Raw genomic sequence first — 26,092 nt, forward strand, 5'->3', positions numbered from 1 at the left:
TAATGATGCCAATTTAGGAGGAAAGCACCGCTTATAACTACAAAAAAACCATCTGTAGCAAATGGCTTGACATTATATCATTTGAATTGGTGTTTTTTTAAACTAGGTAATAGACATGGACTGATATTGGGATAGTTGATTTAGAATTAAATGCTTAGGCTATTTTAATAGTAAGATACAGTTGACTGGTTAAAACTTCCGTTTATATGTTTTCAAGTGCTCGTCTCACAGGTGCAAAGCTGCGTCTGTGCTCAGGCAATGCGCCATACTGCTCAAGAGCGGCCATATGAGCTTGAGTCGGATAGCCTTTATGCTTGGCAATACCATACTGTGGATGGCGAGCATCCAAATCATACATGGTCTGATCACGACTGACTTTAGCCAACACACTGGCCGCTGCGATACTGGTGTGACGGGCATCGCCTTTTACCCATGCTTGGCAATCGATAGATGATGGCGTTAGTTTTGAGGCGGCCAGTTCTTTATAATCAAGCTCAGGGCAGCGATTGCCATCGAATAATACTTGCGCTGATATCAAAGAAGCAGTATCTGCTGAATAGGCACTCTGCTTTGCGATGCTAATTAACAACTCCTCTGCACACAATCGCATACCGAGCATGGTGGCTTGCAGGATATTGATCTGATCAATCACTGCCGCTGGTATCTCTGCTATGACATAGCCAACAGCATGTTTCTGCACCAGTGGATATAGTAGATCACGCTTTTTTTCGCTAAGCTGCTTTGAGTCGGTCAGTATTGATAGTGGCGTGTCTTGCAATGGCTGCCTCTCTATCAGTCCTGACCATGTCGTTGGCAATATAGCAGCAGCCACATGGACACTGCCCAGTAAAGGCCCGCGACCTGCTTCATCGACGCCTATTTGTAATGGTTGGCGCTCTAGGTCTAAGCTTGATTGAGATAAGTCCTGTATCCATTCATCGGTCATACGCAGATGGCCTGTTAGATGAATCGGAGCCACCAAACTCATATATTGGCCTTTAACATCGATATGATTTATATGACGATCAATAGTTATCATGCCCTTAACCCCAACACTTTTATGACGCTCAACATCAGCATCGTTACGACTTTCGATATTGTTTTTTAACCAGCACTCATGACTCATAGCATTCGGCTTGTTATACACCATTTGTAAACATACTATCCTAGACGGTCGTTATGAGTTTTTTTGAGCAAACCATTCTGCAACCACACTATTTGCAGGATCATGATTGCTTTGTTGCTGCAACTCTAGTTTGGTAGTCACAAGATTTTGCATTTGCTCAGCATAAGCACGAGGCTGCAACAAACGCATTACTGTGCGACAGATATTGTCACCACTGGCCTGATCTTGGATCAGCTCAGGCACAATCGCACTACCAGCTAAAATATTCGGCAATGCCACGTAGGGGACTTTGACTAAACGCTTAGCGACTTGATAAGTCAACTGGTTGAGTTGGTAAATCACCACCATAGGACGCTCAAGCAGCATCGCCTCAAAGGTTGCGGTGCCTGATGCCAGCATCACGATATCAGCAGACGCCATCGCTTGCTGACTAAAGTTAGGCTGACGGTCATCATAAACCACAACAATGGCGCTGCGCAGCTGCTCTGAGCGCTTATCGATGACATCTTGCACGATATACTGATGGTTTTGATCGACGGTTGGAATGATGAAGCACAGCTTGGGATCAAGTAACAGCAGTCTTTGGATACCATCTAGCATCAACGGTAAGATAGCGTTAATCTCCCCACGGCGAGAGCCTGGCATGACACAAATCAGCTGGCTGACATCATCAAAGCGCTCGATAAAAAACTGCTGCAAACCATCATTGTGCCAAACCAGCTCACTGCGCAGCTGATTGGTCGGCGTATCCACAAGCGCTTGATTGACCGTACGCAATAGCGGATGGCCAACACAAATGGCAGGATGATTGTGCCGCTCATACACTGTCAGCTCAAATGGAAACAAGCATAGGACCAAATTGGTCGCCGCCTTAATGCCATGGATACGAGACTCACGCCATGCCCATATCGAAGGACTGACATACTGCACACAAAATACCCCTTGCGGCTTGAGCTTTTTGGCCACACGTAAATTAAAATCAGGCGCATCGATACCGATAAACCAATCGATATTGGCCGCCGCAAAAGCCTCTAGCAGCTCACGACGGGCCTTGAGTAGATCAGGGAGTTGGGCCATCACCTCTACCAAGCCCATGACTGCCAAACGGGCTAATGGAAAGATACTTTGCAACCCTTGCGCTTGCATCTTACTGCCACCTACGCCGACCCAAACGATGTCATCACGCAAGTTGTTCATCTGCTGCATAAAGTCTGCACCCAAGCTGTCGCCGGACACCTCACCTGCCACGATGCCAATCACCAGTGGCGGCGTTTTTGAAAGGTCATAAGCGGCTACCGTGTCAGAAGATACAGCAGAAGTTGTCATAATAAGTTCTCGGTATTGATCATATGCGGTGAGTTAATTGGCCCTAAATAGGCAAGTATAACAAAGTTTTGGTTTTGACATTCCAGTTATCAGTCAATAATCTTACCGACCGCCCTTGTCAACTCGCTGTTTTCACAGCATAATGAATATCCCTATAAATTAGCTAGACGACGTATAATTATGACAACACCAGTTACTCACAACGCAGATATTGATGACGTGAATATTGAACAGTTCATTCCTTTGATCACTCCAGCTGAGCTAAAAACTGAGCTCCCTCTGACAGACAAAGCCTATCATACGGTTCTAAAAGGTCGTCAGACCATCCAAAACATCTTAGATGGTAAAGACAAGCGCTTATTTGTGGTCATCGGTCCTTGTTCTATACACGATATCGAAGCGGCACACGAATATGCCGATCGCTTGGCAACATTAGCAAAAGAAGTCGAAGACAGTATTTTTGTCGTCATGCGGGTTTATTTTGAAAAGCCCCGTACCACCGTTGGCTGGAAGGGTATGATTAACGACCCTGATATGAATGACAGCTTTGATATCGAAAAAGGACTGCGTACTGCACGCAAGCTTTTGATTGACCTCAACGAAAAAGGGCTCCCCTGTGCCACCGAAGCGCTTGACCCAAATACCCCGCAGTACATGCAGGATCTTATCAGCTGGTCAGCGATTGGCGCACGTACCACTGAGAGCCAAACCCACCGTGAGATGAGTTCAGGATTATCTTGTCCTGTCGGATTTAAAAACGGTACTGATGGCGGCATGACAGTGGCGGTAAATGCCATGCAGGCGGTCAAAGCCGGTCATAGCTTCTTGGGTCTATCGGCAGATGGACAAGTCTCTATCATCAAATCTAAAGGCAACCCTTACGCCCATGTGGTACTGCGTGGTGGTAACGGCAAACCTAACTATGATGAAACTGCAGTCGCTCAGGTCGAAAACGAGCTGGCCAAAGGCAAAGTCAGCTCCAAGATTATGATTGACTCAAGCCATGCCAACTCTGGTAAAGACCCTTACTTACAGCCCATGGTCATTCAAAACGTGGCGGAGCAAATCCAAAACGGCAATAAGTCCATCATCGGCATGATGATTGAAAGTCATCTAAAAGGTGGCAATCAAAAGCTCACCGCTGATTTGAGCCAGCTTGAATACGGCAAATCCATCACTGATGGGTGCCTCGACTGGGACAGCACAGTGACGGCGCTACATGACCTACGTGATATGATAAAAGACGTATTGCCCAATCGTTAATGTTATAACGTATTGCCCACAGCCTATTTTTATAAAGGAAGCCCATCTATCGCTAGATGGGCTTCTTTTCTGCGGTACGGAGCAATGAAGCTACAACTAGGTACTCTGCGTCTGCGCAGCGGCAAGCACGCTATCTAAGCTCTCAAGCACATGCTTGGATGACGCCTGCTTTTGCAAAGCAGACAGCTTATCATGGGCCATTTGACGCTGTGGCTCAACCAGCGTATACCAACGTGCCAGCACTTGCAGTAACCGTGAAGCGAGTACTGGGTTGGCTTCATCAAGTCGCTGAATCGCACCCGTATAAATATCTAAGCCCTCAGATGTCCACAACACAGTCGGCTGCGAAGTCAGCGCACTGATAACGGAACGTACACGATTGGGCGTGTTCCAATCAAAGTCAGCATGCTCAAGTAGTGCTGTGATGTCATCAGTACTGACCTGTTCGGCAGAGGCTTGTACACTAAACCACAGATCGATCACTAACTCATCGGCCTTAAAACGCTCATAAAAATCAGCCAAATAGTCATTTACACCTGCAACCTGATGATCGACCAAGGCTTTTAGAGCACCAAAACGCTCGGTCATACAGCTGGCATTATCATACTGCTGCTGCGCCCACTTATCAGCACCCTCAACCTGTGCGGTCAAAGCCATATCAAGCACCACATTACGCAAGGCACGTGCGCCGCGTGCTTTCGGGCTGTCCTCATATCCCTGTATCGGCAGCTGCTGATAGAGTGCTGTCCACTGCTCGGCCAACGAGTCTGCCACTTGTTGATACAGTCCCTCTCTTTGCTGCTTGATTGAGCTTGGATCATAGTCTTTATGAATGGCTGAGGCCAGCTCACGAGCAGAAGGAATGTCGAGCAAACGTGCAGCCAACATGGGGTCATCTACTGCCAGTTGCGGCAAGGTATCAGCCACAGCCTGTAAATAAATGCTAGGATGATGACCTTTTAGTAAGATACGGTTGACCAGCAGCTGTGTGACTTGCCAGCGGTTAAAACCATTGGTCTCATATTTGAGTAAAAAAGCCAAATCCTCATCATGATAGTCATAATTGAGCTGCACAGGTGCGCTAAAGTCACGCAGCAGTGAGACGATAGGCTCACTGGTCACATTTTCAAAAGTAAAAACCTGCTCGTCCTCTTCGAGCAGTAGCATGCGTTCGGCAACGATAGCGCCCGTATCTTTAGCAAACAAAGCCGTTGCTACTGGAATCGGTAGCGGTTTTGGTGCGTCAAACCCAGCCACATGACGGGTCTGCTGGCTTAGAGTAATGGTAAGCGTTTGCGCCTGACTGTCATAGTGTTGATGACCAGATACCACTGGCGTACCCGGCTGACGATACCAATCAATAAAGCGCTCGATCTTACTATCAGCGACACTCAATGCAGATAAAAAATCCTCCACGGTCACCGCTTGCCCATCATAACGACGAAAGTACTCGTCTGTCCCTTGGCGAAATTTCTCAGGGCCTAAAGTATTGGCCAACATACGCACGATTTCTGCGCCTTTTTCATAGATGGTGGTGGTATAAAAGTTATTGATTTCTACAAAGCTCTCTGGGCGCACCGGATGAGCAAGTGGTCCTGCGTCCTCACTAAACTGATGCGCACGTAGCATAGATACATCATCAATGCGCTGCACGGCACTAGATTGATGATCCGCCGAAAAAGACTGATCACGATAGACGGTCAAGCCTTCTTTTAGACACAGCTGAAACCAGTCGCGGCAAGTAATACGGTTGCCCGTCCAGTTATGAAAGTATTCATGAGCGATAACCGCTTTGACATTAAAGCTGCGTATATCTGTCGTGGTCTCAGGGCTTGAGAGCACACAAGCCGTATTAAAGATATTAAGCCCTTTGTTTTCCATCGCCCCCATATTGAACTGACTGACCGCCACAATCATATAACGATCCAAATCGTAGGCACGGCCATAGTTGACCTCATCCCACACCATGGCGTCTTTTAGTGCCTGCATACCGACATGACATTTATCAATGTCTTCCGCCTTTGCATAAAGCTCAAGCGTCACCTCACGCCCCTCACTGGTCGTGTAGTAATCTGTCAACACATCCAAATCCGCCACCACACAGGCAAACAGATAGCTTGGTTTATGGGTTGGGTCATGCCAGATGGCATAATGGCGGTCTGGCGCATCGGCAACCACACCCTGCTCAATTAGATTGCCATTGGCGAGTAAGGTAGGGTAGCGTTTAGAAGCTTCAAGGCGGGTGGTAAACACAGCCAGCACATCAGGACGGTCTGGATAAAAAGTAATCTTGCGAAAACCTTCGGGCTCACATTGACTGACAAACATGGTATCGCTACCTGTTCCTGCCATGTATAGGCCTTCAAGGGCGGTATTGGTTTGTGGGCAAATTCGTACTTGCAGCTGCAACGTTAACTGATCAGGCGTGTCGCTAATCGTTAGCTTGCCATCGCTTTGGCTATAGCCCTCTGAGCTGAGAGCTTCACCATTGATACTTATTTCTAACAGCTCAACGTCCTCGCCATATAATACTAAGTCGCCCTCTGCTTGACGATGCATGACGAGCGTACTATCTACCAGCGCATGATCGTCAAACACCTTGATATCCAAATCGACCGTTTCGACATCATAGCTTGGTTTTTTATAGTCTTTTAGATAGATTTTCTTGGGTACATGTGGCGGCACATCGGGCATATTGGGATCGATGATTGCGGTGGCAGTTTGAGCGGTTGACATATTTCTTCCTATTATGAGTATAATTCGCTATATTAAAGCGACGGACTTTGCATGTGAAATGTGGTTAGGGTCTGTTAATCAGCTTGATGAGCAGCTTAATGATCAACTTAATAGCTACATTGGCGTTTATCTATTGATTTCAAGAGTGATACTGACCGTCCGCGTCAATAATCAATGATTTTTTACTACTGTATAAGTTAGAGCAACGCCTATGTCACCACTGACAACCACGCCATCTACAGCCAGACTATCCTCACTGATTGTCTATACTGAAGCACTTTGGTCTTCATTGAGCCATCACGATGACGATAGCGGCATGCTATGGGTGGTCACAGACACACAGGCCCAGTCTGCTCTCCATCAACTATTGATAACACAAGACAGCCGTGCCGCAGCGACTGCTGCTGTCTCTACGATCTCAGATCTGCATCACTCTACTATACAGCACCGCTATGCGCTGGTTTGTTTTTGGCTGCCTCAGCTCTCCGCTGACACCCTACAGCTGCATATTCCTACACTTATGCGCTACCGTGACCTCTATGCTGCGCATATGCTCGTCGCCCTCGATAGCCAGCTTAGCCTGCAGGCTTATGGCTTTACCCCTTTAGACTTTTTAGAAAAACCTCAATCACAAGCGATAGCGCCAAGACCCTTGATCACACTATGGCAGTTTAACTTATATGATTATAAAAAACGTCCCAATTGGCTAAATAGCGACTATTGGGCCAATCCTGAACACTGGGACAAACATCGTTGGTAATGCGGGACGGTATTTATCATCATTTACAGTAATGCTATTTACACAACGTAACGAAGATTTTATGATGAGTAGTAATTGCCTAGGTTTTACCATAAGCAGTTATGATAAGTGGTCTCAAAAATAACAAATTGGATTAAACATTTAGGAGCTAAATATGTCAACCACTCACCTCTCGTCTCGTACGATCGCCAGCAGCAGTCGTTTTGCTAAAGTCGCTGCTCTTGCAGTGCTATCAAGTGCTGTAGCGCTCACAACAGGCTGTGCCACCAAGCGCTCTACCTCTGAGGTTGTCGTCGCACCACTCGGTGTTCCCAGTGGCCAAGTAGCCTATACCGGTGCTGTCGTCGTCGATAACCCAACTGCTGTGGTCACCACCGCTGACAATCTACAGACTGTGGTTTATTTTGATTTTGATAGAAGTGATATTAGAGCTGACGCTGCCAATGTGTTGAACCAGCACGCCAGTCTATTGAGCTCAAACCCTGCAGCCGGTGTGCTGATTGCAGGTCACACTGATGAGCGTGGTAGCCGTGAGTACAACATGGCACTAGGCGAGCGCCGTGCCGCATCGGTACGCAGCTATCTAGCAGCGCAAGGCGTACCTGTCAATAATATCCGCATCATCAGCTACGGTGAAGAGCGTCTGGCCACTACAGGTACGACTGAAGAAGCCCATGCACTCAACCGCCGTGCTGAGCTGTCTTACTAAGCGGCCTTGCTACTCTCACGCCCTTAGTGAGGTTTATCCGATATAGTAAAAGCCTAGCAACAGAGATATTGCTAGGCTTTTTGATTTTGATCACCATAAAGCTTACTGATAAGTAGGTACCAATTATGCAAAACCTGACGCTCAGTCGGATTCAATATACTCAGCTTGATGCAGCGACCTGGTGTGCGACGGCCGATGTCAGCTCAGCGCTACCTGCTGCCAACCACTCCTTATCACCGCCCTTTACCATACCCTCGTCACTGAATATAGACGGCAGTACAGACAATCGTACTCAAATGAATCACCAAGCTGAGGCATGCTTTGCTGACCTTTCTTGGCAGTATGTCGTCAAGCGACACACCTCGGCACAAAAAAAAGCCCAGCATAAGCGCCAACAACAACGTGACGGCGTACGTTTGCTGTTACAGCAGTTGCTGGCGACACTTGATATTGATGATACGCTAAATGAGTCACAGTTCCCCTATCAGCTGTCAGAGCATCGATACTATGTGTGCTTTAGCCACTCAGGTGGTGGCCGTCATAGCAAGGTCGCAGTCGCCATCAGCTATCGGCGAGCAGTAGGTATCGATATCGAGACTCATGATGTAGAGTGGCACGTGGCGCAGCGCTTTTATCATTCTGAAGAGATCGCTGTGCTCACTAGGTTGCCAAAGAAGGACCGCCCGTTGGCAGCCAAGGTGCTATGGCAAGTCAAAGAAAGCTTTATTAAAATTCATCAATACACGCTGGCTCAAGGCCTAGGTATAAACTATGCGCCTATCATCAGCGATCTAAATATAGCATCGAGTAAGGCGACAGCCTCTCTGCCCTTACTCAGCTCTAAAGCCTCTGATTATCAAGTGGTCTTCTCAGCTCAGCAGCAAGTGATCATTGTGTTTTAATCATACTAGGGTTATTGGGCTAGGGTTATTAGTTATCAAACATAAGTCCATGTGCTGCGTAGCAAAGCTCATCTCCTATCTATCTATCAGGACATTCTATCAGCACCTTAGCAACACTCAGCATGGGGCTAAACCACCACTTAGTAGTGCTTTTGTCCGCAGAGGGTGCATGTCCATGGCTCAGAAAACGACAAATGATGAATGATAAAAAAAGCCCATAAACCACCGGTGATGACCAGCTGCAGCAGCATAAGTAACCAGTTATTTTTGACACGCTTACGAATATAGAGTACTTCTCTTCCTACAATCTCACAATACCCGTGTCTTTTTTCGATGGCATCAGACATAGTTTTTTAAGGATATACTTTTGTTTGTTTAAAATTTATTATATCCATAAACCAGAATATAGTCTACTCCTATTATTTATTAAAACTTTTTTAGCGGCATAAAAAAACGACCCTTAAACTTAAGGGTCGTTTTTTATTTTATAATCCACGACAGCTTTTAGGCTGTATTTGGCTTAGAAGCGGTAAGTCGCACCAACTTTAACGATTGGCATCCACTCTAACCAGTTTTTGTCTTCTAGCTCTTTTTGAGCACGTTCAGCGACGACACTAGCGTCTACATCCGGGCCACCTGTAACACTCACATTACCTGTTCCACTTGCAGTCACTGTAGCGTCTGTTTTACCTAGGTAAGCCGCACCGACTTCACCAAACACACCCCAGTTGTCAGAGATATTTGGACGGAAACCAACGGTCAAGTAAGGTGCTAGTTTGTTACGATGCTCTACCGTACCTGATAGCGAACCTACATCATCAGAAGCATAGTCAATATTGTTGATTCTATAGTTTGGACCTGTGGCATTAGCGGTTACTTCAATATCATTATCTGGTACGATGATACCACCACCGACAGTGAACCAGTTGGCTGCTGGACGTACCTGTACACCTAGGTACGGGTTGCTAAAGTCTGCATCATCGATCTTATATTCGATATCATTAACATCGAAGTTATCTTTGATGTCAGAAACATCACCACCTGCCCAACCGGCTTGTAGTTCAACTCTATCATTTAGCGCCCAAGCGATGTTGGCACCATAACCTAGCGTACCGATCTCAGCACTGACAGCTGCTGGGTTTAGAGCAGTATTAAAGAATGTCTTGGTACCACCAACGACAGCGCCTGTGGTGTTACGTACCACACCAGCATCAGCGTTGTATTGAGCAGCTGGCTGAGCTTCATAAGCGACTGCTACTGGCTCCGCTTGATATACAGCAGCTTCATCGCCATCAACGACGACGACTGGCTCTGCTGCTAGTGCAGCTGTTGATGCCAAAACAGCGGCAGAGATAGCAGTTAATTTAACAAGTTTCATTTATATTCTCCTAAAGTGTGAAATAACTGGCCCACAAAAAAAGATTGTCTTGTTATCATTACAAACAATCATTTTGTTGAGGCGATTAAAACAATTCTGGCTGAAAAAGTCATCCCTAGATAAGCGCTTTTTATTTACCGTTATGTAAAGATTGCATAGGTATTGTAATCATTACTGCTCAAGCCTGATAAACAACGATTTTTGGTTACACGATACTCTCAAAGTAAACACACTGTACAAGGCTAAGCACTCGCATTGTTGCTTGATTGTTGTTGCTCTCTGGGACAGATATATTGTTAATGAGTTCATTATACTATGATAAGCCGTGGGACTCAGTGGCAGTTGCTTAACTGAACATGCGCAATTGTTATACAATGTGAGATGCTGTATCTAGGACGGCTAAAACGCTATATTTATCACTGATGCCTAAGCGCAGGCCTTATCAGCATAGCAATCACTAAAATTTGTTAAGTGATTTAATTTATATCGTTTTAATTGGGTCTTAAATTCGTTATTATATAAGCCATATTGAATACTCTATATCCTTTAGCAGCGCCTAAGTTACTGTATTTCAGTCACTGTGTTTCAGTCACTGTGTTTGCGTTGCCTACCATTTATTATCTTAACTTAGAGCTGTCTTATGCCTAAAGTGTCATCGATTACCCGTGTGCTAGAAATCATAGAAGCTGTGTCGTATGCGCCCAAGCCGATTACTCCACTTGACCTGTCACAAGAGCTTGATATTCCCAAACCGACGATCCATCGCCTACTACAAAACTTGGTCGAAGAAGGCTTTGTCGCTGTCGATATCGGTGGTGGGATTATCCCTGGCAAGCGGGTACGCAATCTGAGCGTCGAGCTGTGGCAACAACGGCAGTTTTTTAATGAGCGGCAAGTGGTCTTGCAAAAGCTAGTAGAAGACATTGAAGAGACCTGTGGTATCGGTATTCCTTATCATATGGATATGGTCTACAGCAATCGTGTGGCGACCACGCTACCGCTACAAATCTACTTACCTGTTGGTGCCAAGTCGCCTATGTGGTGCACTGCGACTGGCAAGCTCTACCTAAGCCAACTCTCTGATGCCAGCCGCCGCAAGATGTTACGTAACCTGCCCATCACTAAGTTTACCAAAAACACCATCACTGATATCGATACGTTAAATGCTGAGCTCGACCATATTGCCTCGACGGGCATCGGTATCGATAATGAAGAGTTTATCTCTGAGATGGTGGCCATATCGGTGCCCGTATTGGATAAAAAGTCGCGTTATCTGGCCTCACTATACGTGCATGCGCCTACCATCCGAGTCTCACTCGATGAGCTGATGGTGCACGTGCCTCGCCTGCAAGCGGCGGCTCACGACATTCAAACGCTCGTTTATGAGCTGCAAGACTAGTAAATAGTGCTTAATAAAAAACAGTCTGCGCTATCAATGATAACGCAGACTGTTTTTTTAAGCCTAAAAAATCTGAGTCACAGTAAACGATATAGCGCTAGGCTATAGGACTGAGCTATCATGCAGAGCCATGATACTAGAAAAATCCTTATCGCCATGCTCAGTGACATGAGCGCTATATAGCTCGGTGGCTTTGGCCCCCATTGGGGCTTTGGCACCTGTGTCTTTTGCGGTATCCATCGCCAGATTGAGGTCTTTTTGCATCAGATTGGCCATAAAACCACCTTTGTAGCCGTTACTTGAGGGTACGTTTTCCATAACCTGTGGGTAAGGGTTGTATACTTCTAGCGCCCAGTTGCGACCTGAGCTTTGTAGCATGATATCTGATAGCACCTTGGCATCCAGACCGTTTTTGACCCCCAAGTTGATGGCCTCTGCGGTACCTGCCATCAAGATACCAAGCATCATGTTGTTGCATATCTTGGCCACTTGTCCTGCGCCATGATCGCCAGCATGAAAGATGTTTTTTCCCATCATACTTAGTATAGGCTTGGCTTTGGCGAAGGCTTCAGCACTGCCGCCAACGATAAAGGTCAACGTCCCTGCGATAGCACCGCCGGTACCCCCAGAGACTGGCGCATCTAAAAACTCAATACCAAGCTTGCCCGCTTCGTCGGCGACCTTGCGTGCATCAGCGGCGGCGATCGTGCTGCTATCGATGACCAGTGTGCCCTTTGGTAGTTTTGCTAATAAGCCAGTACTGCCACTTTGTTCTGCGCTCATATCACCTAAGTAAACCGAATGCACATGTTTACCAGCAGGCAACATGCTGATGACGACTTGCGCACCTGCTGCCGCACCTTCAGGACTATCGGCAACATTGGCACCTGCTTGCTGTAAGCGCTGGGTAGCGTCGGCAGATAAGTCATATACTGTTAGCGCATAGCCTGCTTTTAGCAGGTTTTCTGCCATTGGTGCCCCCATATTGCCCAGACCGATAAAACCGATCTTAGGTTTGTCAGTATGGCCGTCATTTGCGCTGGTATCTCTTGCTGTCATAGCATCACTCCTTGATGACTGTACAATTATTATCAATTTATCTTTAATTATGCCTATTATATTAGGGTCTGTTACACATTCAAATATCAGCGGACGCTTTGGCTACCGAGTGCCTCACTGTCTAGCCAGCCCTCTAAAGGATGTTCGCCTTTTGTATAGGGGTCGCTAAAGTGCTGATGAATGTATGCTTGCCCGTCAGTGCTGAGGCAGTCTGCCAGTGATCGTGACCACTGTGGGGTTTTGTCCTTATCAATCAACAGCGCACGCACGCCCTCTTTAAAGTCAGGGTTGGCGGCGCAGTGCACTGCTACATTGGCCTCTAGGTATAGCACCTGCTCAAGTGAGAGCTCAGCGACTTTATGATAAAGTGCATAAGTCAGAGCGACTGTGACTGGACAGCCTTGACGATAAGTAGCGACTGCACGCTGGGTCCAACTGTCATTGGCAAAGTCTGCATCCAGCTCGGCCAATGCTTCATCACTTTGCAGCAGCGCATCAATATCACCCAGTCCGCCGCTATTCATCAATCGCCAGATGGGCTGCCAATAAGTGGCCAGTTTGCTCGCTGGCAATTCAGCGGCAGGCTGTGCCGCTAATGCCCGACTAACGACACTATGAGCACTATCACGATGTAGGTGACGACAGTGGTCTGTGGCAGACGCTGCCGCTCGCCAGTCACTTTGCTTGAGACGCTTGATAATGGCATCGTAGTCACTACTTGCTACCGCATACTCTGCAAGGTTGGCCAGCATCGCATCACTGCCATTACACATCGCCCCTGTCAGTCCCAAAAACAAGCCTGTCTTGGCGGGCATGCGCTGCAAAAACCAGCTGCCAGAAGCATCAGGAAACAGGCCTATAGTGACCTCAGGCATAGCAAAGCGAGTACGCTCAGTGACCAGACGATGACTGCAGCCTGCCATCAACCCCATACCACCGCCCATGATGATGCCATCACCCCAAAGGATCAAAGGTTTGGAATAAAAGTGCATCTGCCGATATAGACGATACTCATGACCGAAAAACTCGGTAGCATAAGGATTGGGCATGGGCGCCGTCTCTGACATACTGTCATATAGCTTGCGAATATCTCCGCCTGCACAAAACGCCTTATCGCCTGCACCTTTTAGCACCAGTGCCACTACCTTATTGTCATTTTGCCACTCATCCAGCTGCTGAGACAGCAGTTGGCACATCTCCACACTGAGTGCATTAAGAGACTTTGGGGTGTTAAGTGTCATGATGCCAAGCAGATGCCCACAGTCAGTCGCCTCCGTCTGAAACAATACTGGTGCTTCTTGCTCTGTGGTGTTTTGATTATTGTTATTTGTGGGGGTTGTCATAAAAAGACCTACAAAAATTAAAATGAATATTAGGGCACTTTATCAAAACTGCCGCAAGCGCTTATTTATTTTGCCAGCTGGGCTTGCGCTTTTCTAAGAATGCTTGTACGCCTTCCTGCTGATCTTGGGTATCAAAGAGTTTAACAAAAGCTTCACGCTCATGGATGAGGTTCTGGGCAGGTGGATTGTCTCTCGCCGCTTGAATCAGTGCTTTAGAGGCGCTGACAGCGACAGGAGACTGCTTGGCAACTTTTTGTGCTAAGGCTTGCGCTGCCTGTAGGCCTTCGCCTTTTGCCGTCACTTCTTCTACTAAGCCAATACGCAATGCTGTATCGGCATCGACACGCTCACCACATAATATCATACGTTTCGCCCAACCCTCACCGACCAGCATAGGCAGGTTTTGTGTCCCGCCAGCACATGGCAATAACCCCACGCCAGTCTCTGGCAGTGCCATCTGAGCATGCGCCTCGCTAATACGAATATCACAGGCCAAGGCACACTCAAGCCCGCCGCCCATCGCATAGCCATTGATGACAGCGATACTCACACCACGATAACTCGACAACGCCTCAAACGCTTCGCCAAAGGCTATCGCCATACTGACGGCTCGACCTTTGTCACCGTCTGCAAAATTGTTTAGATCGGCCCCTGCAGAAAAAAACTTCTCACCATCGCCATGAATGATGAGCGCATACACCTCATCATTGGCATTGAGATCTGTGACCAGCTGCTTTAAGGCTGGCAGGCTCTCCATCGTCCAAGTATGGGCTGGAGGGTTGTTCAAAGTGACGATCGCAGTATGACCATCAATCGATAGCTTAAGGTTGGTATAATCCGTCATAAATAACCCTTTATATTATTTAAATGTACTATGATTTTTTGATAGCGATAAAATAAGCATAGTATCTAGCGCAATTGGCTGAGCGCTTCATCTTGCATCAGCTGACGTGAGACAATCACTCGCATAATCTCATTGGTGCCTTCTAAGATTTGATGGACACGCAAGTCTCGCACATGGCGCTCAAGCGGATATTCGTTTAGATAGCCATAGCCGCCGTGCAGCTGCAAGGCTTCATTGGCAACATCAAAACAAAGATCAGTTGAGAGACGCTTGGCCATCGCACAGTAGGTAGAGGCTTGAGCATCATTATTGTCGATTTTATTGGCCGCTAGATAGAGCATTTGGCGAGCCGTTACCGTTTGGGTAAGCATGTCAGCAAGCTTAAACTGCACCGACTGCAAACTGGCAATCGGACTACCGAACTGGCTGCGCTCTTGAACATAGTTGGTGGCAGTCTCTAGCGCTGATTGCGCCGTACCCACGGCACAGATACCGATATTGATACGACCGCCATCAAGCCCTTTCATAGCGATACGAAAACCTTGTCCTTCCTCACCGATTAAGTTTTCTGCTGGTACTTTGACATCTTTAAAGCTAATGGTGCGGGTCGGCTGTGCTTTCCAGCCCATCTTATGCTCGTTTTTGCCATATTCAATACCAGCGCTGTCAGCGTCTACTACAAATGCTGAGACCCCCTTTGGCCCTGCGCCGCCTGTACGTGCCATCACCACCAGTACGTCAGTAGACCCTGCACCGGAGATAAAGGTTTTTTCGCCATTGAGCACATAAGAGTCGCCTTGCTTGACGGCCTTGGTGCGTAGTGAGGCCGCATCTGAGCCAGCATTGGGCTCCGTCAGACAGTAGCTGCCCAGCCACTCACCGCTGACCATTTGTGGCAGATACTTTTTGCACAGCGCATCGCTGCCATACTCGCCGATCATCCAGCCGGCCATATTATGAATACTCATATAGGCTGCCACAGCGGTATCACCCCATGCCAGCTCCTCAAACACCATCGCAGAGTCCAAACGGGGCAACCCTAGTCCATCATAGTCTGGGTTGGTATACAGTCCTAAAAAACCAAGCTCACCTGTTTTTTTGATGACATCAACTGGGAAGTGTGAGGTGCGATCCCATTCAGCAGCATTCGGCCTAAGCTCCTTTTGGGCGAACTGTCGGGCTGTCTGTCGAAAAGCGATTTGGTCGTCGGTTAATGAAAAGTCCATAAGGTCATCCTTGTCTCTTTTGGCAAATAAGGCAGGTAGTTACATCGAAATCGTGGTGTTTACTTTACCACGGCTTGCCTCGTCATCAAACCAGCGGGCAGTGACGGTCTTTGTTTGGGTATAAAACTGTACCGCTTGCTTACCATAAGGCCCCAGATCACCAAGCTTACTGGCACGTGAGCCTGAGAATGAGAACATGGGTAAGGGCACAGGAATCGGCAGATTAATACCGATTTGACCGACTTGCACATCTTGTTGGAATCTATGCGCCGCCGCTCCTGATTGGGTAAATATCGCCGTGCCATTACCGTTTGGATTGTCATTGAGCAGCGCTATCGCCTCATCTAAGCTATCAGCACGCATGATGCAGAGCACAGGTCCAAATATTTCTTGTTGATAAATCTGCATCTCGCTGGTGACATTGTCAAATATAGTCGGGCCGACGAAGTTGCCCTTTTCAAACCCTTCAACCGTGATACCACGACCATCCAGAATTAGACTTGCCCCTTCTTCGACGCCTGTACCTATCAGACGCTCGACACGGTCTTTGGCGGCAGGGGAAATCAGAGGGCCAAGATCTTTATCGTTTTTGCCCGCTGATACCACTAGCCCTTCTGCTTTGGCTTTAATCTCGTCAATCCAGTCACCCGCTGCACCAACCAATACCACCACTGATAGCGCCATGCAGCGCTGACCCGCTGCACCAAAGGCGGCGCCTGCCAGCTGATTGAGCGTTTGTTCTTTATTGGCATCAGGCAAGATAACGGCATGGTTCTTAGCACCCATCATGCACTGAGCACGCTTACCTGATTGACTGGCACGCTCATAGACATGCTTGCCCACAGCAGTCGAACCGACAAAGGAGACCGCCTTAATATCGGGATGATCACAAATCGCATCGACCGTTGGTTTGCCGCCGTGCACCACGTTAAGTACGCCTTCAGGTACACCAGCCTCCACAGCCAACTCTACCAGACGCATCGTGACCATCGGGTCTTGCTCAGATGGCTTTAGTATAAAGGTGTTGCCGGTAGCGATCGCCATCGGAAACATCCAAAGCGGAATCATCGCTGGGAAGTTAAAGGGTGTGATACCCGCACAGACACCAAGAGGCTGCCAAATGCTGTAAGTATCGACATTGGAAGCCACGTTTTCGACGAAGTCGCCCATTTGTAGGTTAGCAATACCGGCGGCATGCTCGACCACCTCTAAACCACGAAACACATCGCCTCGAGCATCAGCGATCGTCTTGCCTTGCTCAGCAGTCAATATCTCTGCCAGCTCATCCATATGCTCACGGATAAGCGCCTGATACTTTAAAAAGATGCGTGCACGAGTGGTGATAGGCGTTTTGCGCCACGTTTGAAAGGCGGCTTGAGCGGCTGCCACAGCTTGATTGATTTCGTCGTCAGTGGTCTGTGGGACTTTGGCAATGACTTCTTGGGTTGCAGGATCAGTGATATCGATCCATTCACTGGTATTAGAATCAACGAACTGACCATTGATGAGCTGCTGAACATGATGCATAAGATATCCTTATCTTGGGTGCGAGACTGCCATGAGATAGCGTCTTAATATGAATAAAAAGGTATAAACAACCAAACGACTTACTGCTAACTGTTTATTTAAAATGATTTATTTCGTATCGTTATTGACTATAACAACAAATTGATTTTAGGGTCAAGTGCTTTATGATATTTAATCTGTTTTTGAGCCGATGTACACGAGCAAGCCTTTGATAAAAAAGCCCATGATGACTCATGAGCTTACAGCGTCGTTATGAGATGGCTTGCTAGTAACCACTCACTCTCGAGGTTTATTGATAACGTAAACCATCAGTAATCTTTCATAGATTGCTTGACGGCGTCAATAGCAGGTGGATTGTCAAGGGTTGACATGTCTCCTGTGGGCTTGTTTTCTGCTAAAGCACGAATAGAGCGGCGCAGGATTTTACCTGAGCGCGTCTTTGGTAGTGCTTGCGGAAAATAGACTGCTGCAGGACGAGCGATACCGCCAAGCGACTTGACTACGGCACCGACGATTTGCTGCTCGAGGCGAAAGCGATTTTCGGTGCTTTTGACTTGCTCATGATCTCTGAGTACGCAAAACGCAATGGGCAGCTCGCCTTTTAGCTCATCGGCAATACCTACCACCGCACACTCTATAATCTCAGGATGGGTGCTAATTGCCTCTTCAATCTCTTGTGTGCCAATTCGATGTCCTGCGACGTTGATGACGTCATCAGTGCGACCCAAGATATGAAAATAGCCACCTTCATCGACGACCGCATAGTCTGAAGTGGAGTATTGTTTGCCATCAAATAAATTAAAGTAACTGCTAATAAAGCGTTTATCGTTGCGCCAGACTGTGGTCAAGCATCCAGGCGGCAACGGCGCAGCAATCGCCAATAAGCCTTTTTCGCCAGCAGCGCAAGGTTCGCCCGTCTCTTCGTTAATGACATGGGCATCATAGCCATACATTGGGTAACCAGGAGAGCCTTGCTTGTGCGGCTTATGATTAAACTTGGGCGCATGACTTAAGATAGGCCAGCCTGACTCTGTTTGCCAATAGTGATCTAAAATAGGCACTCCTAAATGCTCGGTTAGCCAGCTGGCAGTTGACTCATCGAGCGGCTCGCCGGCCAAAAAGAAGGACTTAAGGCTTGAGACGTCATAACGGGTCATCCATGTCTCGTCTTGTTTTTTGAGCATACGAACACCCGTCGGTGCAGTAAACAAAATATTGACTTTATTGGCCTCAACGATACGCCACCATATGCCTGGATTCGGGCGATGTGGTAGTCCTTCATACATAACACTGGTCATGCCAGCCAGTAATGGGGCATAAATGGTATAAGAATGCCCTGCCGCCCAACCGACATCAGATATCGTCCAAAACGTCTCACCTGCTTTGCCGTTATAGACGTAATCTATAGACGTGGTGAGGGCAACAGCATGACCCCCTGTATCACGCTGCACCCCTTTTGGTGTACCTGTGGTGCCAGAGGTGTATAGCAGATAAGAGGGCTCATTGGACTCCAGCCAGACAGGATCGACCGTCGCATTGGCATCACAGCTGATACGGCGCTCTGTGGCATAGTCCACATCTATCGGCTGCGCTTTAAAAGGCAAAATCCCTCGATTGACGACCAAGACATGTTCAGGCTTATGATTGGCCTGCTCCACCCCTTGATTGATTAAGTTTTTATAGTTAATGATCTTACCGCCACGCAAACCTGCATCGACAGTGATGAGCATCTTGGCTTCAGCATCATCCATACGAATGGCCAAGTTGTGCGCCGCAAAACCGCCAAAAACCACTGAGTGTATCGCCCCTATCCGAGTACAGGCCAGCATGGCATAAGCGGCTTCCAATATCATCGGCATATAAATAATCACCCGATCGCCCTTGCCGACACCATGGCGCTGCAGTACATCTGCAAAGTAATTCACTTCTTTATAAAGGTCATTGTACGTCAGACGACGCTTGGTATAGTCGGTATAAAACTCAACACTATTGCCCAAGTCACTAAATGCATCAGCGACCGCCGGAAAGGTGTCGATCAGTTCCTGATTAATCTCAGAGGACAGCCAGATAAAGGCATCTTGCTCAGCGCGGTCAGGCAGATGACGGTCGACACAGTTATAGCATAAGTTGGTCTCGCCGCCGACGAACCATTTGGCAAAAGGTAAATTGCTGTCGTCTAGGATTTTATCTGGTTGTTTGTGCCAATAAATGCGCTTAGCTTGCTGCGCCCAAAACGATTCACGATTATGAATAGAAGAATGATAAATATCAGCAAAAGAAGAAGGTTGCTGAGTGCTTGGCAGGGATGATTCAGAGACGTTGTTGGCGATCTGTTCGCTCATAGTGGCTATCCTTAGCGTAAACGAAATATAACAAAGTATAGGCAACTCCATGCCTATTACCAATAGCTAAAAGCAAAAAACCGATACGCAATGTATCGATTTAATGCGTATCGGTTTAAAATGTAACAGAGCTACTGATAAAGGTCAACTCTTAAGCGCATAAACTGCAAGATGCGACAAGGGGTTGTCTGCTTAGCTTTTTGCCGCACTGGCATACCTATCACGCATGACTTTTTTATCGTGTTTGCCAACCGACGTCTTGGGCAGCTCATCAACGAACTTAAAATCATTGGGCACACCGTATTTAGGGATAATGCCACGAGTCACGGCCTGCTCAGCGATCGCTCGGATATCCTCGCTACTGGTATCTTGACAGTCAGCTTTGAGCACCACCAGTGCCAATGGACGCTCGCCCCATACCTTATCAGGTATACCGATGACCGACACATCATCTACCGCCGGATGCAAGGACAATATCGTCTCTATCTCTAGCGATGAGATCCACTCGCCGCCAGATTTGATCACATCTTTGAGACGATCAGTGATTTTTATATAGCCATCAGGTCGCATATAAGCGATGTCTTGAGTGTGCATATAGCCACCTTCCCACAGCTCAGTGCCCGCATCGTCATTTTTGAAGTAACTTTGGGTGAGCCAAGGCGCCCGCAACACCAGCTCACCTGTGTTGTCTTTACCCACACCGACTGGAGTGTTGTCTGAGCCCCAAACTTGGGCATCGACCATCAACACAGGCTTGCCGGTCATACAGCGGCGGCTGATGTCTTCTTCTTCAGATCTCTCAGGCTCGCCGATACTGAAGTCTGTCAAGCTAATTAAAGGCGCTGTCTCAGACATGCCGTAACCGGTATAGACCTCAATGCCTTGATCCAGTGCCGCCTTTGCCAACCCTTCAGTCAACCTAGAACCACCAATGATCATCTTTAAACCATTAAAGCTGGCGTCTCGATCTTGCGCTTCTTTAAGCACCATTTGCAATATCGTAGGCACACAATGGGTGATACTGACCTTTTCGTTTAAAATTAAGTCAAACAGCGTATCAGGGGCATAGCGTCCAGGATAAACTTGCTTTAATCCCGTCATGGTGGCGGTAAACGGAAAGCCCCACGCATGCACATGAAACATCGGCGTCATCGGCATATAGACATCGCCATAGCTGACGCCTTGCTTATTGGGTAACATCCCTAGTGATGCCGCTTCTGTGAGGGTATGTAATACCAATTGCCGATGACTAAAATACACCCCTTTTGGATCGCCTGTCGTACCTGACGTGTAGAAGGTCGTGGCGATGGTGTTTTCATCAAAATCTGGAAAATCAAACTCACTATCAGCCGCATCGAGCAGGGCTTCATATTCACCGATGACACGGCCTTGATTGTCACCAAACACCCCTTCAACCGTCACGTCATTATCATCGAGCCAAATAATATGCTCGATACTGGAGTTTTCAAACTGATAGTCTTTGACTAAAGGCGCAAACTCAGAGTTGAGCAACAGTACTTTAGGCTTGGCATGGTTGATGGTATAAAGCACCTTCTCAGGTGACAGACGGATATTGACCGTCTGTAAGACATACTGTGACATCGGCACGGCAAAGTAAGACTCAAGATAGCGATGACTGTCCCAGTCCATGACAGCGACCACATCACCGGCCGCCAAGTTTAAGTCTGCCAACACATTCGCTAGGCGGTTGATACGGGCAAACAAGTCTTTATAAGTAAAGCGCTTTTTATCGGCGTATATAATCTCTTGATCTAAAGACACTGTTTTGGCACGGTTTAATAATTGTTTGATGAGTAGCGGAAACTCATAAGCAGACGGCGCACTGTTATAGATATCGGACATTTTTTACTTCCTTGTGGGTCATTAAAAAGAACACAGGTTTAACATTAGCATTTGCTATCATTTAATATGGCAATCAATATTGTCATGCAAATACACAATCCATAGTGTTTATTGATAGTAGAAAAAAACCAACGCCATGTAAAGCAGATACTCGTAAGCAAACCAAGACGTATATTAGCCGGCTACCACCTTTCTTTTTACCATGCCAAAGCTTGCAACCAGTAGCGCCAATACCTGTACAAACAATAACAACCAAACCGTGAGCGGCCACTCACCCTTGGCATAAGCAATCCCGCAAACCCATGCTCCCATAGTACCGCCTGCATAATAAGCCATATAATATAGCCCAGACGCCAGTGAGCGTCCTTTTTTGACATTGACCGCAATATAGCTGATGGTCGCCGACTGAGTAATAAACACCCCCGATGACATGATAATAAGACCGGCAATCACTCCCCAAAGTGGTGTCACCAATGTCAAAAGAACCCCTAGCGTCGAGACCACAACCGCCACTCGTACGATTCGTGCCGCCCCAAACTTGCGCAGTAGCGATGTCGTCAAAGGCGTAATAAGCACCCCAATGAGATACACTGCGAAGATATTCGCCAACTGTCCGGTACTCAGCTCGTATGGCGTTTCAGCAAGATGCAAATTAATAAACGTAAAGCAGCCTACTAATGAAAACAGCACACAGCCGCCAAGCAGGCAAGCGGTCACCACATAACGATTGGTCAGATGCTCACCAAGCGTCTGTATCGCTGAGCGAAAGTTTGGATTGGCCTCAAAGCAGCGTGAGGACGGTAGCATCTTACTCACCCACAGTGCGCCTATCAGCGTCATGGTCGCCATCACGTAGTAACCATTGCGCCAGCCGATAAACTCATGCAAATGACCAAGCAAAAACCGACCCATAAAACCGCCAAACACTGAGCCTGAAACATAAAACGACATCAGCTCTGCTACAGCCCGTCCCTCAAACTCCTCACCTATATAAGCAATAGTTACCACTGTAATACCAGGCACAGACAGCCCCTGCATAAAACGCCACAACCCAAGCCAACCTATACTAGGGCTTTGGGCGATAAGCGCTGTAGGCACAGCTAAAAACAATAACGCACCAACGATAAAGGACTTGCGACCGATCGCATCAGAGAGCATGCCTAAAAAAGGCGACATGATTGCTATCGCCATTACCGTTGCGCCGACGACCATACCCGCTTGTACTTCGGTTGCAGAAAAATCCACCATTAATACAGGCAATAACGCCTGAATGGCATAAACCTGCAAAAACGCAAACATACCTATCAAGCCGATGGTCAGCTTTAGTATCCAAGAGGGCGATTGACTTTGAGGAATCGATAAAGGTAAAGACATGACTGACGCACCCTTTGGTTAAGCACTAGTGAAGCACTAGTGAAGCACTGTCTAAAAATACAGCAAGATAAAAGACAATAGCATAAAAAAAACCGATATCCGGCTCTGGCACAGATATCAGTTTTTTGTGACACAAGGTCTATTAAATTAAGAAAAAATAAGCCCAAAGGCCAATGATAACCGTAGCGATAAGGTTCAACACCACGCCAGTACGCACCATCTCTGCTTGCTTAATCAAACCAGTACCAAACACAATGGCGTTTGGCGGTGTGGCGACAGGCAACATAAAGGCACAAGAGGCACCAATACCGATAACGAGTACCAACACCTCATGAGGCAGCCCCATTTGCTCTGCAATGGCGGCAAAAACCGGCACCAACAGAGCTGCCGATGCTGTGTTGGAAGCAAACTCAGTCAAAAAGATAATAAAAGCAGATATCGCAATCATCACCACGATAAGCGGTGCAGCAGACAACGCATTGGCGACCGTCTCACCCAATATCAAAGAGGCCCCTGAGACTTTAAGTACCGTCGATAGCGCAATGCCGCCCCCAAACAACATGAGGACACCCCAGTCCGTGTTATCGGACACTTGTTTCCATGATACCAGCCCAAAGCTGACCACTGCCACCGCTGCTGACAATGCGATGACCGAGTCGGTACTAACAATACCAAAAGCGGCACCGATTTTTTTGGAGAATATCCAGCTAAAGGCGGTGACTAAAAACACAATAATCGTGATGATACGTGGCTTATTCCAAGGAATAGGCGCCTCATCTGAAACCGTCACTTGCCGGTTTAGATTTGGTTTTAACACCACATACATCGCACCCAATAACACTGGCAAGAGCACCAACATCATGGGTACACCAAACTTCATCCAGTCAACAAAAGCAATATCAAGCGCCTTTGCAGCGATGGCATTAGGCGGCGACCCAACGATAGTCCCTAGACCGCCTAGACTTGCTGAGTACGCAATACCTAATAGTACAAACACAAAGGTACCACGGTCTTTTTCACGATCGACTTGCGTCAAAATACCAAGCGCTAATGGCAGCATCATGGCTGCGGTGGCAGTATTGGATATCCACATGGACAAAAACGCCGTCACACCAAATATTAAAAACACTGCCGTGCCAAGCTTACCACCTGACATTGAGATAATCTTTAAAGCGATTTTTCGATCAAGCTGCTGCACATGCAAAGCGGCAGCTAGCGCAAAGCCACCAAAGAACAGATAAATAATAGGACTGGCGAAGCTTTGTAGCCCAATCTTAGTATCAAAATCAGGAATGCCTATCAGTGCACCGATAACCACTACCAAAATTGCGGTAATAGTCACGTGCAAAGCTTCTGTAAGCCATAGTACACCAATAAAAAACAGCATGGCTAAGCCTTTATTGGCATTGATATCAAACGGTAGCACATTGTAGATGATCATACTCATCACGGCTGCAATCGCTACGATGATCAAACCTTTACCGGTACCCTTTGGAAAGGTATCAGTAAATAAATACTCGTTGCCATCATCGGGTATGTGGCTATCTAACTTTTGCCTTGGCATAGTTTTTCCTTATTTAAGCACCTTAAATAGGCATTGAACGATGAGAACAATGCAGTTGTTGCATGACAATCTCTAACTTTGCATCAAGTTACTGTGATTGATACTTATTGATACTTTGATAAACGCTTTGATGACTACTTTTTAAACCTGTTATTTACACACAGTCACTAAACTCGCTCAGTCTTACCCTGTACAAGTCACATTTGATATCACATACTTAGGTTTTATTAAAATACCGTGTTGGGTATAGTCGATATTAAATAAAACGGATACGTTATTTCATAATGACTTGTACTTGCTACGATCAATATTAAATTAATATGTCCTAGAGTTATCTGTATTGACAGTCATCTAAAATCATAAACAGGAGTATCTTATGCCACGTAATAAAGTTGACTCAACCACCAAACTTGCCCCTAAAGACATCAACCAAGACGGCCTTGCTGAAGAAGATCAGCAGCGTACTGATGACTCTGCTCTTGATATGATGCAAGAGATGCATGGGCATGAAGAGCACAGTGATGACGAACTTGAAGAAGATGACGATAATTAAACTGATACTAAAAACGAGCTCATAAGCGCTTATCTATCCTCTGGTAAGCGCTTTATTGTTTTGGTTTGCGCATTTCAGGCAGATGCTCTGACGCAGAATTATAAATAAATGCAGCCAATAATACGATGGTAATGGGTACAAAAAAAGCCCCATAGCCAACTCTAGCATACAAAAACGCACCTACGACGCCGCCGCCACAAAAGCAGTACCAAATAATGGCTTGAAAACCAAGCGTGGGCTTACTAATCGAGCGCCCTGCTAACCAATTACCGATTGCGGCGCCCATATCTGACGTTAAACCCGTTAAATGCGTGGTACGAATCACAGCGCCACTATATGTTGCGACCATAGCGTTTTGTAACCCACAAGCCATAGCGGCTGCCAACTGCCCTAAATAATCATGCTGCTGATACAATAGATAGCTGATGAGTAACAGCGCCGCCTCAATATACAACGCACGGCCGTAGCTCCTGCCAAGCTTTAAGGAGCGCTGGCCAATCACAAAGCCACTGAGTATCGCTCCTGCTAAAAAGGACAATAATGCAGCACCAATAAACAGTATACTGCTGACATCAAAATGAGCCAAAGCGGCGGCAAACAAACTCACATTTCCGGTGACATGTGAGACAGACAGTCTAGTAAACCCCATAAGCGCCGCTGTGTTGACACAGCCTGCACTAAATGCCAGTACTGCCCCACCCCAAAATATCCACCTTGGAAGCTTGTTTATCATATGCGTGGCCCAAAACCCCATGATCAAAAAAGCAATTAGTATAACCAAAAAAGACAGCCTTTTGG

General features: G+C 47.0%; 21 protein-coding genes. 6 read left to right on the forward strand and 15 right to left on the reverse strand.

What is annotated here, in order from left to right:
- Window positions 1–202: 202 nt before the first annotated feature.
- Window positions 203–1,126: a ribonuclease HII gene (locus J3492_RS02710; RefSeq protein ID WP_243453064.1), complete on the reverse strand. Its 924-nt coding sequence runs from the start codon at window positions 1,124–1,126 to the stop codon at window positions 203–205.
- Between the two features lie 51 nt (window positions 1,127–1,177).
- On the reverse strand, window positions 1,178–2,452 hold the full coding sequence (lpxB, locus tag J3492_RS02715; RefSeq protein ID WP_207989580.1) for a lipid-A-disaccharide synthase: 1,275 nt from the start codon (window positions 2,450–2,452) through the stop codon (window positions 1,178–1,180).
- A 180-nt stretch (window positions 2,453–2,632) separates the two neighbouring features.
- On the opposite strand from lpxB, the gene J3492_RS02720 reads away from it, so the two are divergent.
- The gene (locus J3492_RS02720; RefSeq protein WP_207989582.1) at window positions 2,633–3,715 is read left to right on the forward strand and encodes a 3-deoxy-7-phosphoheptulonate synthase; all 1,083 of its coding nucleotides are present in this window, start codon (window positions 2,633–2,635) and stop codon (window positions 3,713–3,715) included.
- 96 nt (window positions 3,716–3,811) lie between these two features.
- Here the strand turns inward: J3492_RS02720 and pepN are convergent, their stop codons facing one another.
- Window positions 3,812–6,409: an aminopeptidase N gene (gene pepN, locus J3492_RS02725; protein WP_243453074.1), complete on the reverse strand. Its 2,598-nt coding sequence runs from the start codon at window positions 6,407–6,409 to the stop codon at window positions 3,812–3,814.
- Between the two features lie 253 nt (window positions 6,410–6,662).
- Here pepN and J3492_RS02730 point away from each other — a divergent pair, with 253 nt between their 5' ends.
- The 3 genes from J3492_RS02730 (at window position 6,663) to J3492_RS02740 (ending at window position 8,822) form a co-directional block, all read left to right on the forward strand.
- Window positions 6,663–7,211 (forward strand): DUF6231 family protein, encoded by a 549-nt coding sequence (locus tag J3492_RS02730; protein ID WP_207989586.1) that lies wholly within the window; start codon window positions 6,663–6,665, stop codon window positions 7,209–7,211.
- 154 nt (window positions 7,212–7,365) lie between these two features.
- Window positions 7,366–7,920 carry a peptidoglycan-associated lipoprotein Pal gene (gene pal, locus J3492_RS02735; RefSeq protein ID WP_207989588.1) on the forward strand — a complete coding sequence of 185 codons (555 nt, stop codon included), beginning with the start codon at window positions 7,366–7,368 and terminating at the stop codon, window positions 7,918–7,920.
- 125 nt (window positions 7,921–8,045) lie between these two features.
- Window positions 8,046–8,822, forward strand: coding sequence for a 4'-phosphopantetheinyl transferase family protein (locus tag J3492_RS02740; protein WP_207989591.1), 777 nt, complete (start codon window positions 8,046–8,048; stop codon window positions 8,820–8,822).
- A 140-nt stretch (window positions 8,823–8,962) separates the two neighbouring features.
- On the opposite strand, the gene J3492_RS02745 is transcribed toward J3492_RS02740, so the two are convergent.
- Complete coding sequence (locus J3492_RS02745; protein ID WP_207989593.1) at window positions 8,963–9,169, reverse strand: hypothetical protein; 207 nt, start codon at window positions 9,167–9,169, stop codon at window positions 8,963–8,965.
- Between the two features lie 173 nt (window positions 9,170–9,342).
- A complete protein-coding gene (locus tag J3492_RS02750) occupies window positions 9,343–10,200 on the reverse strand; it encodes a hypothetical protein (RefSeq protein WP_207989595.1) in 858 nt (285 codons plus the stop codon).
- 640 nt (window positions 10,201–10,840) lie between these two features.
- Here J3492_RS02750 and J3492_RS02755 point away from each other — a divergent pair.
- Window positions 10,841–11,599 carry an IclR family transcriptional regulator gene (locus J3492_RS02755; RefSeq protein WP_207989597.1) on the forward strand — a complete coding sequence of 253 codons (759 nt, stop codon included), beginning with the start codon at window positions 10,841–10,843 and terminating at the stop codon, window positions 11,597–11,599.
- A gap of 102 nt (window positions 11,600–11,701) precedes the next feature.
- Here J3492_RS02755 and mmsB read toward each other — a convergent pair whose 3' ends face one another.
- From mmsB to J3492_RS02800, 9 genes are all read right to left on the reverse strand, one after another.
- Entirely contained in the window at window positions 11,702–12,658 is a 957-nt protein-coding gene (gene mmsB / locus J3492_RS02760; RefSeq protein WP_207989599.1) for a 3-hydroxyisobutyrate dehydrogenase, read from the reverse strand.
- 86 nt (window positions 12,659–12,744) lie between these two features.
- Complete coding sequence (locus tag J3492_RS02765) at window positions 12,745–14,001, reverse strand: enoyl-CoA hydratase/isomerase family protein (RefSeq protein WP_207989602.1); 1,257 nt, start codon at window positions 13,999–14,001, stop codon at window positions 12,745–12,747.
- A gap of 61 nt (window positions 14,002–14,062) precedes the next feature.
- Window positions 14,063–14,845 carry an enoyl-CoA hydratase gene (locus tag J3492_RS02770; protein WP_207989604.1) on the reverse strand — a complete coding sequence of 261 codons (783 nt, stop codon included), beginning with the start codon at window positions 14,843–14,845 and terminating at the stop codon, window positions 14,063–14,065.
- Between the two features lie 65 nt (window positions 14,846–14,910).
- Window positions 14,911–16,071: an acyl-CoA dehydrogenase family protein gene (locus J3492_RS02775; protein ID WP_207989606.1), complete on the reverse strand. Its 1,161-nt coding sequence runs from the start codon at window positions 16,069–16,071 to the stop codon at window positions 14,911–14,913.
- 39 nt (window positions 16,072–16,110) lie between these two features.
- Window positions 16,111–17,598 carry a CoA-acylating methylmalonate-semialdehyde dehydrogenase gene (locus J3492_RS02780; protein WP_207989608.1) on the reverse strand — a complete coding sequence of 496 codons (1,488 nt, stop codon included), beginning with the start codon at window positions 17,596–17,598 and terminating at the stop codon, window positions 16,111–16,113.
- Window positions 17,599–17,906: 308 nt separating this feature from the next.
- The gene (locus J3492_RS02785; RefSeq protein WP_207989615.1) at window positions 17,907–19,940 is read right to left on the reverse strand and encodes a propionate--CoA ligase; all 2,034 of its coding nucleotides are present in this window, start codon (window positions 19,938–19,940) and stop codon (window positions 17,907–17,909) included.
- A gap of 192 nt (window positions 19,941–20,132) precedes the next feature.
- Window positions 20,133–21,803 carry a fatty acid--CoA ligase gene (locus J3492_RS02790; protein ID WP_207989618.1) on the reverse strand — a complete coding sequence of 557 codons (1,671 nt, stop codon included), beginning with the start codon at window positions 21,801–21,803 and terminating at the stop codon, window positions 20,133–20,135.
- 174 nt (window positions 21,804–21,977) lie between these two features.
- Window positions 21,978–23,177 (reverse strand): MFS transporter, encoded by a 1,200-nt coding sequence (locus J3492_RS02795; RefSeq protein ID WP_207989620.1) that lies wholly within the window; start codon window positions 23,175–23,177, stop codon window positions 21,978–21,980.
- Between the two features lie 142 nt (window positions 23,178–23,319).
- Window positions 23,320–24,741 carry an SLC13 family permease gene (locus J3492_RS02800; RefSeq protein WP_207989622.1) on the reverse strand — a complete coding sequence of 474 codons (1,422 nt, stop codon included), beginning with the start codon at window positions 24,739–24,741 and terminating at the stop codon, window positions 23,320–23,322.
- Window positions 24,742–25,117: 376 nt separating this feature from the next.
- On the opposite strand from J3492_RS02800, the gene J3492_RS02805 reads away from it, so the two are divergent.
- Window positions 25,118–25,294, forward strand: a complete 177-nt coding sequence (locus J3492_RS02805) for a hypothetical protein (protein WP_207989624.1) — start codon at window positions 25,118–25,120, stop codon at window positions 25,292–25,294.
- Window positions 25,295–25,346: 52 nt separating this feature from the next.
- Here J3492_RS02805 and J3492_RS02810 read toward each other — a convergent pair whose 3' ends face one another.
- Window positions 25,347–26,027 carry a YoaK family protein gene (locus J3492_RS02810; RefSeq protein ID WP_207989626.1) on the reverse strand — a complete coding sequence of 227 codons (681 nt, stop codon included), beginning with the start codon at window positions 26,025–26,027 and terminating at the stop codon, window positions 25,347–25,349.
- Window positions 26,028–26,092 lie beyond the last annotated feature (65 nt).

Source organism: Psychrobacter coccoides (genome assembly GCF_017498085.1).
GTDB classification, from domain to species: domain Bacteria; phylum Pseudomonadota; class Gammaproteobacteria; order Pseudomonadales; family Moraxellaceae; genus Psychrobacter; species Psychrobacter coccoides.

Excerpts from the sequence above, each read along its gene's own strand:
- J3492_RS02765 (WP_207989602.1), bottom strand. The coding sequence starts at position 14,001 with ATGACAACCCCCACAAATAACAATAATCAAAACACCACAGAGCAAGAA.
- J3492_RS02805 (WP_207989624.1), top strand. The coding sequence starts at position 25,118 with ATGCCACGTAATAAAGTTGACTCAACCACCAAACTTGCCCCTAAAGAC.
- J3492_RS02780 (WP_207989608.1), bottom strand. The coding sequence starts at position 17,598 with ATGCATCATGTTCAGCAGCTCATCAATGGTCAGTTCGTTGATTCTAAT.
- J3492_RS02800 (WP_207989622.1), bottom strand. The coding sequence starts at position 24,741 with ATGCCAAGGCAAAAGTTAGATAGCCACATACCCGATGATGGCAACGAG.
- J3492_RS02770 (WP_207989604.1), bottom strand. The coding sequence starts at position 14,845 with ATGACGGATTATACCAACCTTAAGCTATCGATTGATGGTCATACTGCG.
- J3492_RS02775 (WP_207989606.1), bottom strand. The coding sequence starts at position 16,071 with ATGGACTTTTCATTAACCGACGACCAAATCGCTTTTCGACAGACAGCC.
- J3492_RS02790 (WP_207989618.1), bottom strand. The coding sequence starts at position 21,803 with ATGTCCGATATCTATAACAGTGCGCCGTCTGCTTATGAGTTTCCGCTA.
- J3492_RS02740 (WP_207989591.1), top strand. The coding sequence starts at position 8,046 with ATGCAAAACCTGACGCTCAGTCGGATTCAATATACTCAGCTTGATGCA.
- pal (WP_207989588.1), top strand. The coding sequence starts at position 7,366 with ATGTCAACCACTCACCTCTCGTCTCGTACGATCGCCAGCAGCAGTCGT.
- J3492_RS02755 (WP_207989597.1), top strand. The coding sequence starts at position 10,841 with ATGCCTAAAGTGTCATCGATTACCCGTGTGCTAGAAATCATAGAAGCT.
- J3492_RS02795 (WP_207989620.1), bottom strand. The coding sequence starts at position 23,177 with ATGTCTTTACCTTTATCGATTCCTCAAAGTCAATCGCCCTCTTGGATA.
- J3492_RS02720 (WP_207989582.1), top strand. The coding sequence starts at position 2,633 with ATGACAACACCAGTTACTCACAACGCAGATATTGATGACGTGAATATT.
- J3492_RS02745 (WP_207989593.1), bottom strand. The coding sequence starts at position 9,169 with ATGTCTGATGCCATCGAAAAAAGACACGGGTATTGTGAGATTGTAGGA.
- J3492_RS02785 (WP_207989615.1), bottom strand. The coding sequence starts at position 19,940 with ATGAGCGAACAGATCGCCAACAACGTCTCTGAATCATCCCTGCCAAGC.
- J3492_RS02710 (WP_243453064.1), bottom strand. The coding sequence starts at position 1,126 with ATGAGTCATGAGTGCTGGTTAAAAAACAATATCGAAAGTCGTAACGAT.
- pepN (WP_243453074.1), bottom strand. The coding sequence starts at position 6,409 with ATGCCCGATGTGCCGCCACATGTACCCAAGAAAATCTATCTAAAAGAC.
- J3492_RS02810 (WP_207989626.1), bottom strand. The coding sequence starts at position 26,027 with ATGATAAACAAGCTTCCAAGGTGGATATTTTGGGGTGGGGCAGTACTG.
- J3492_RS02730 (WP_207989586.1), top strand. The coding sequence starts at position 6,663 with ATGTCACCACTGACAACCACGCCATCTACAGCCAGACTATCCTCACTG.
- lpxB (WP_207989580.1), bottom strand. The coding sequence starts at position 2,452 with ATGACAACTTCTGCTGTATCTTCTGACACGGTAGCCGCTTATGACCTT.
- J3492_RS02750 (WP_207989595.1), bottom strand. The coding sequence starts at position 10,200 with ATGAAACTTGTTAAATTAACTGCTATCTCTGCCGCTGTTTTGGCATCA.
- mmsB (WP_207989599.1), bottom strand. The coding sequence starts at position 12,658 with ATGACAGCAAGAGATACCAGCGCAAATGACGGCCATACTGACAAACCT.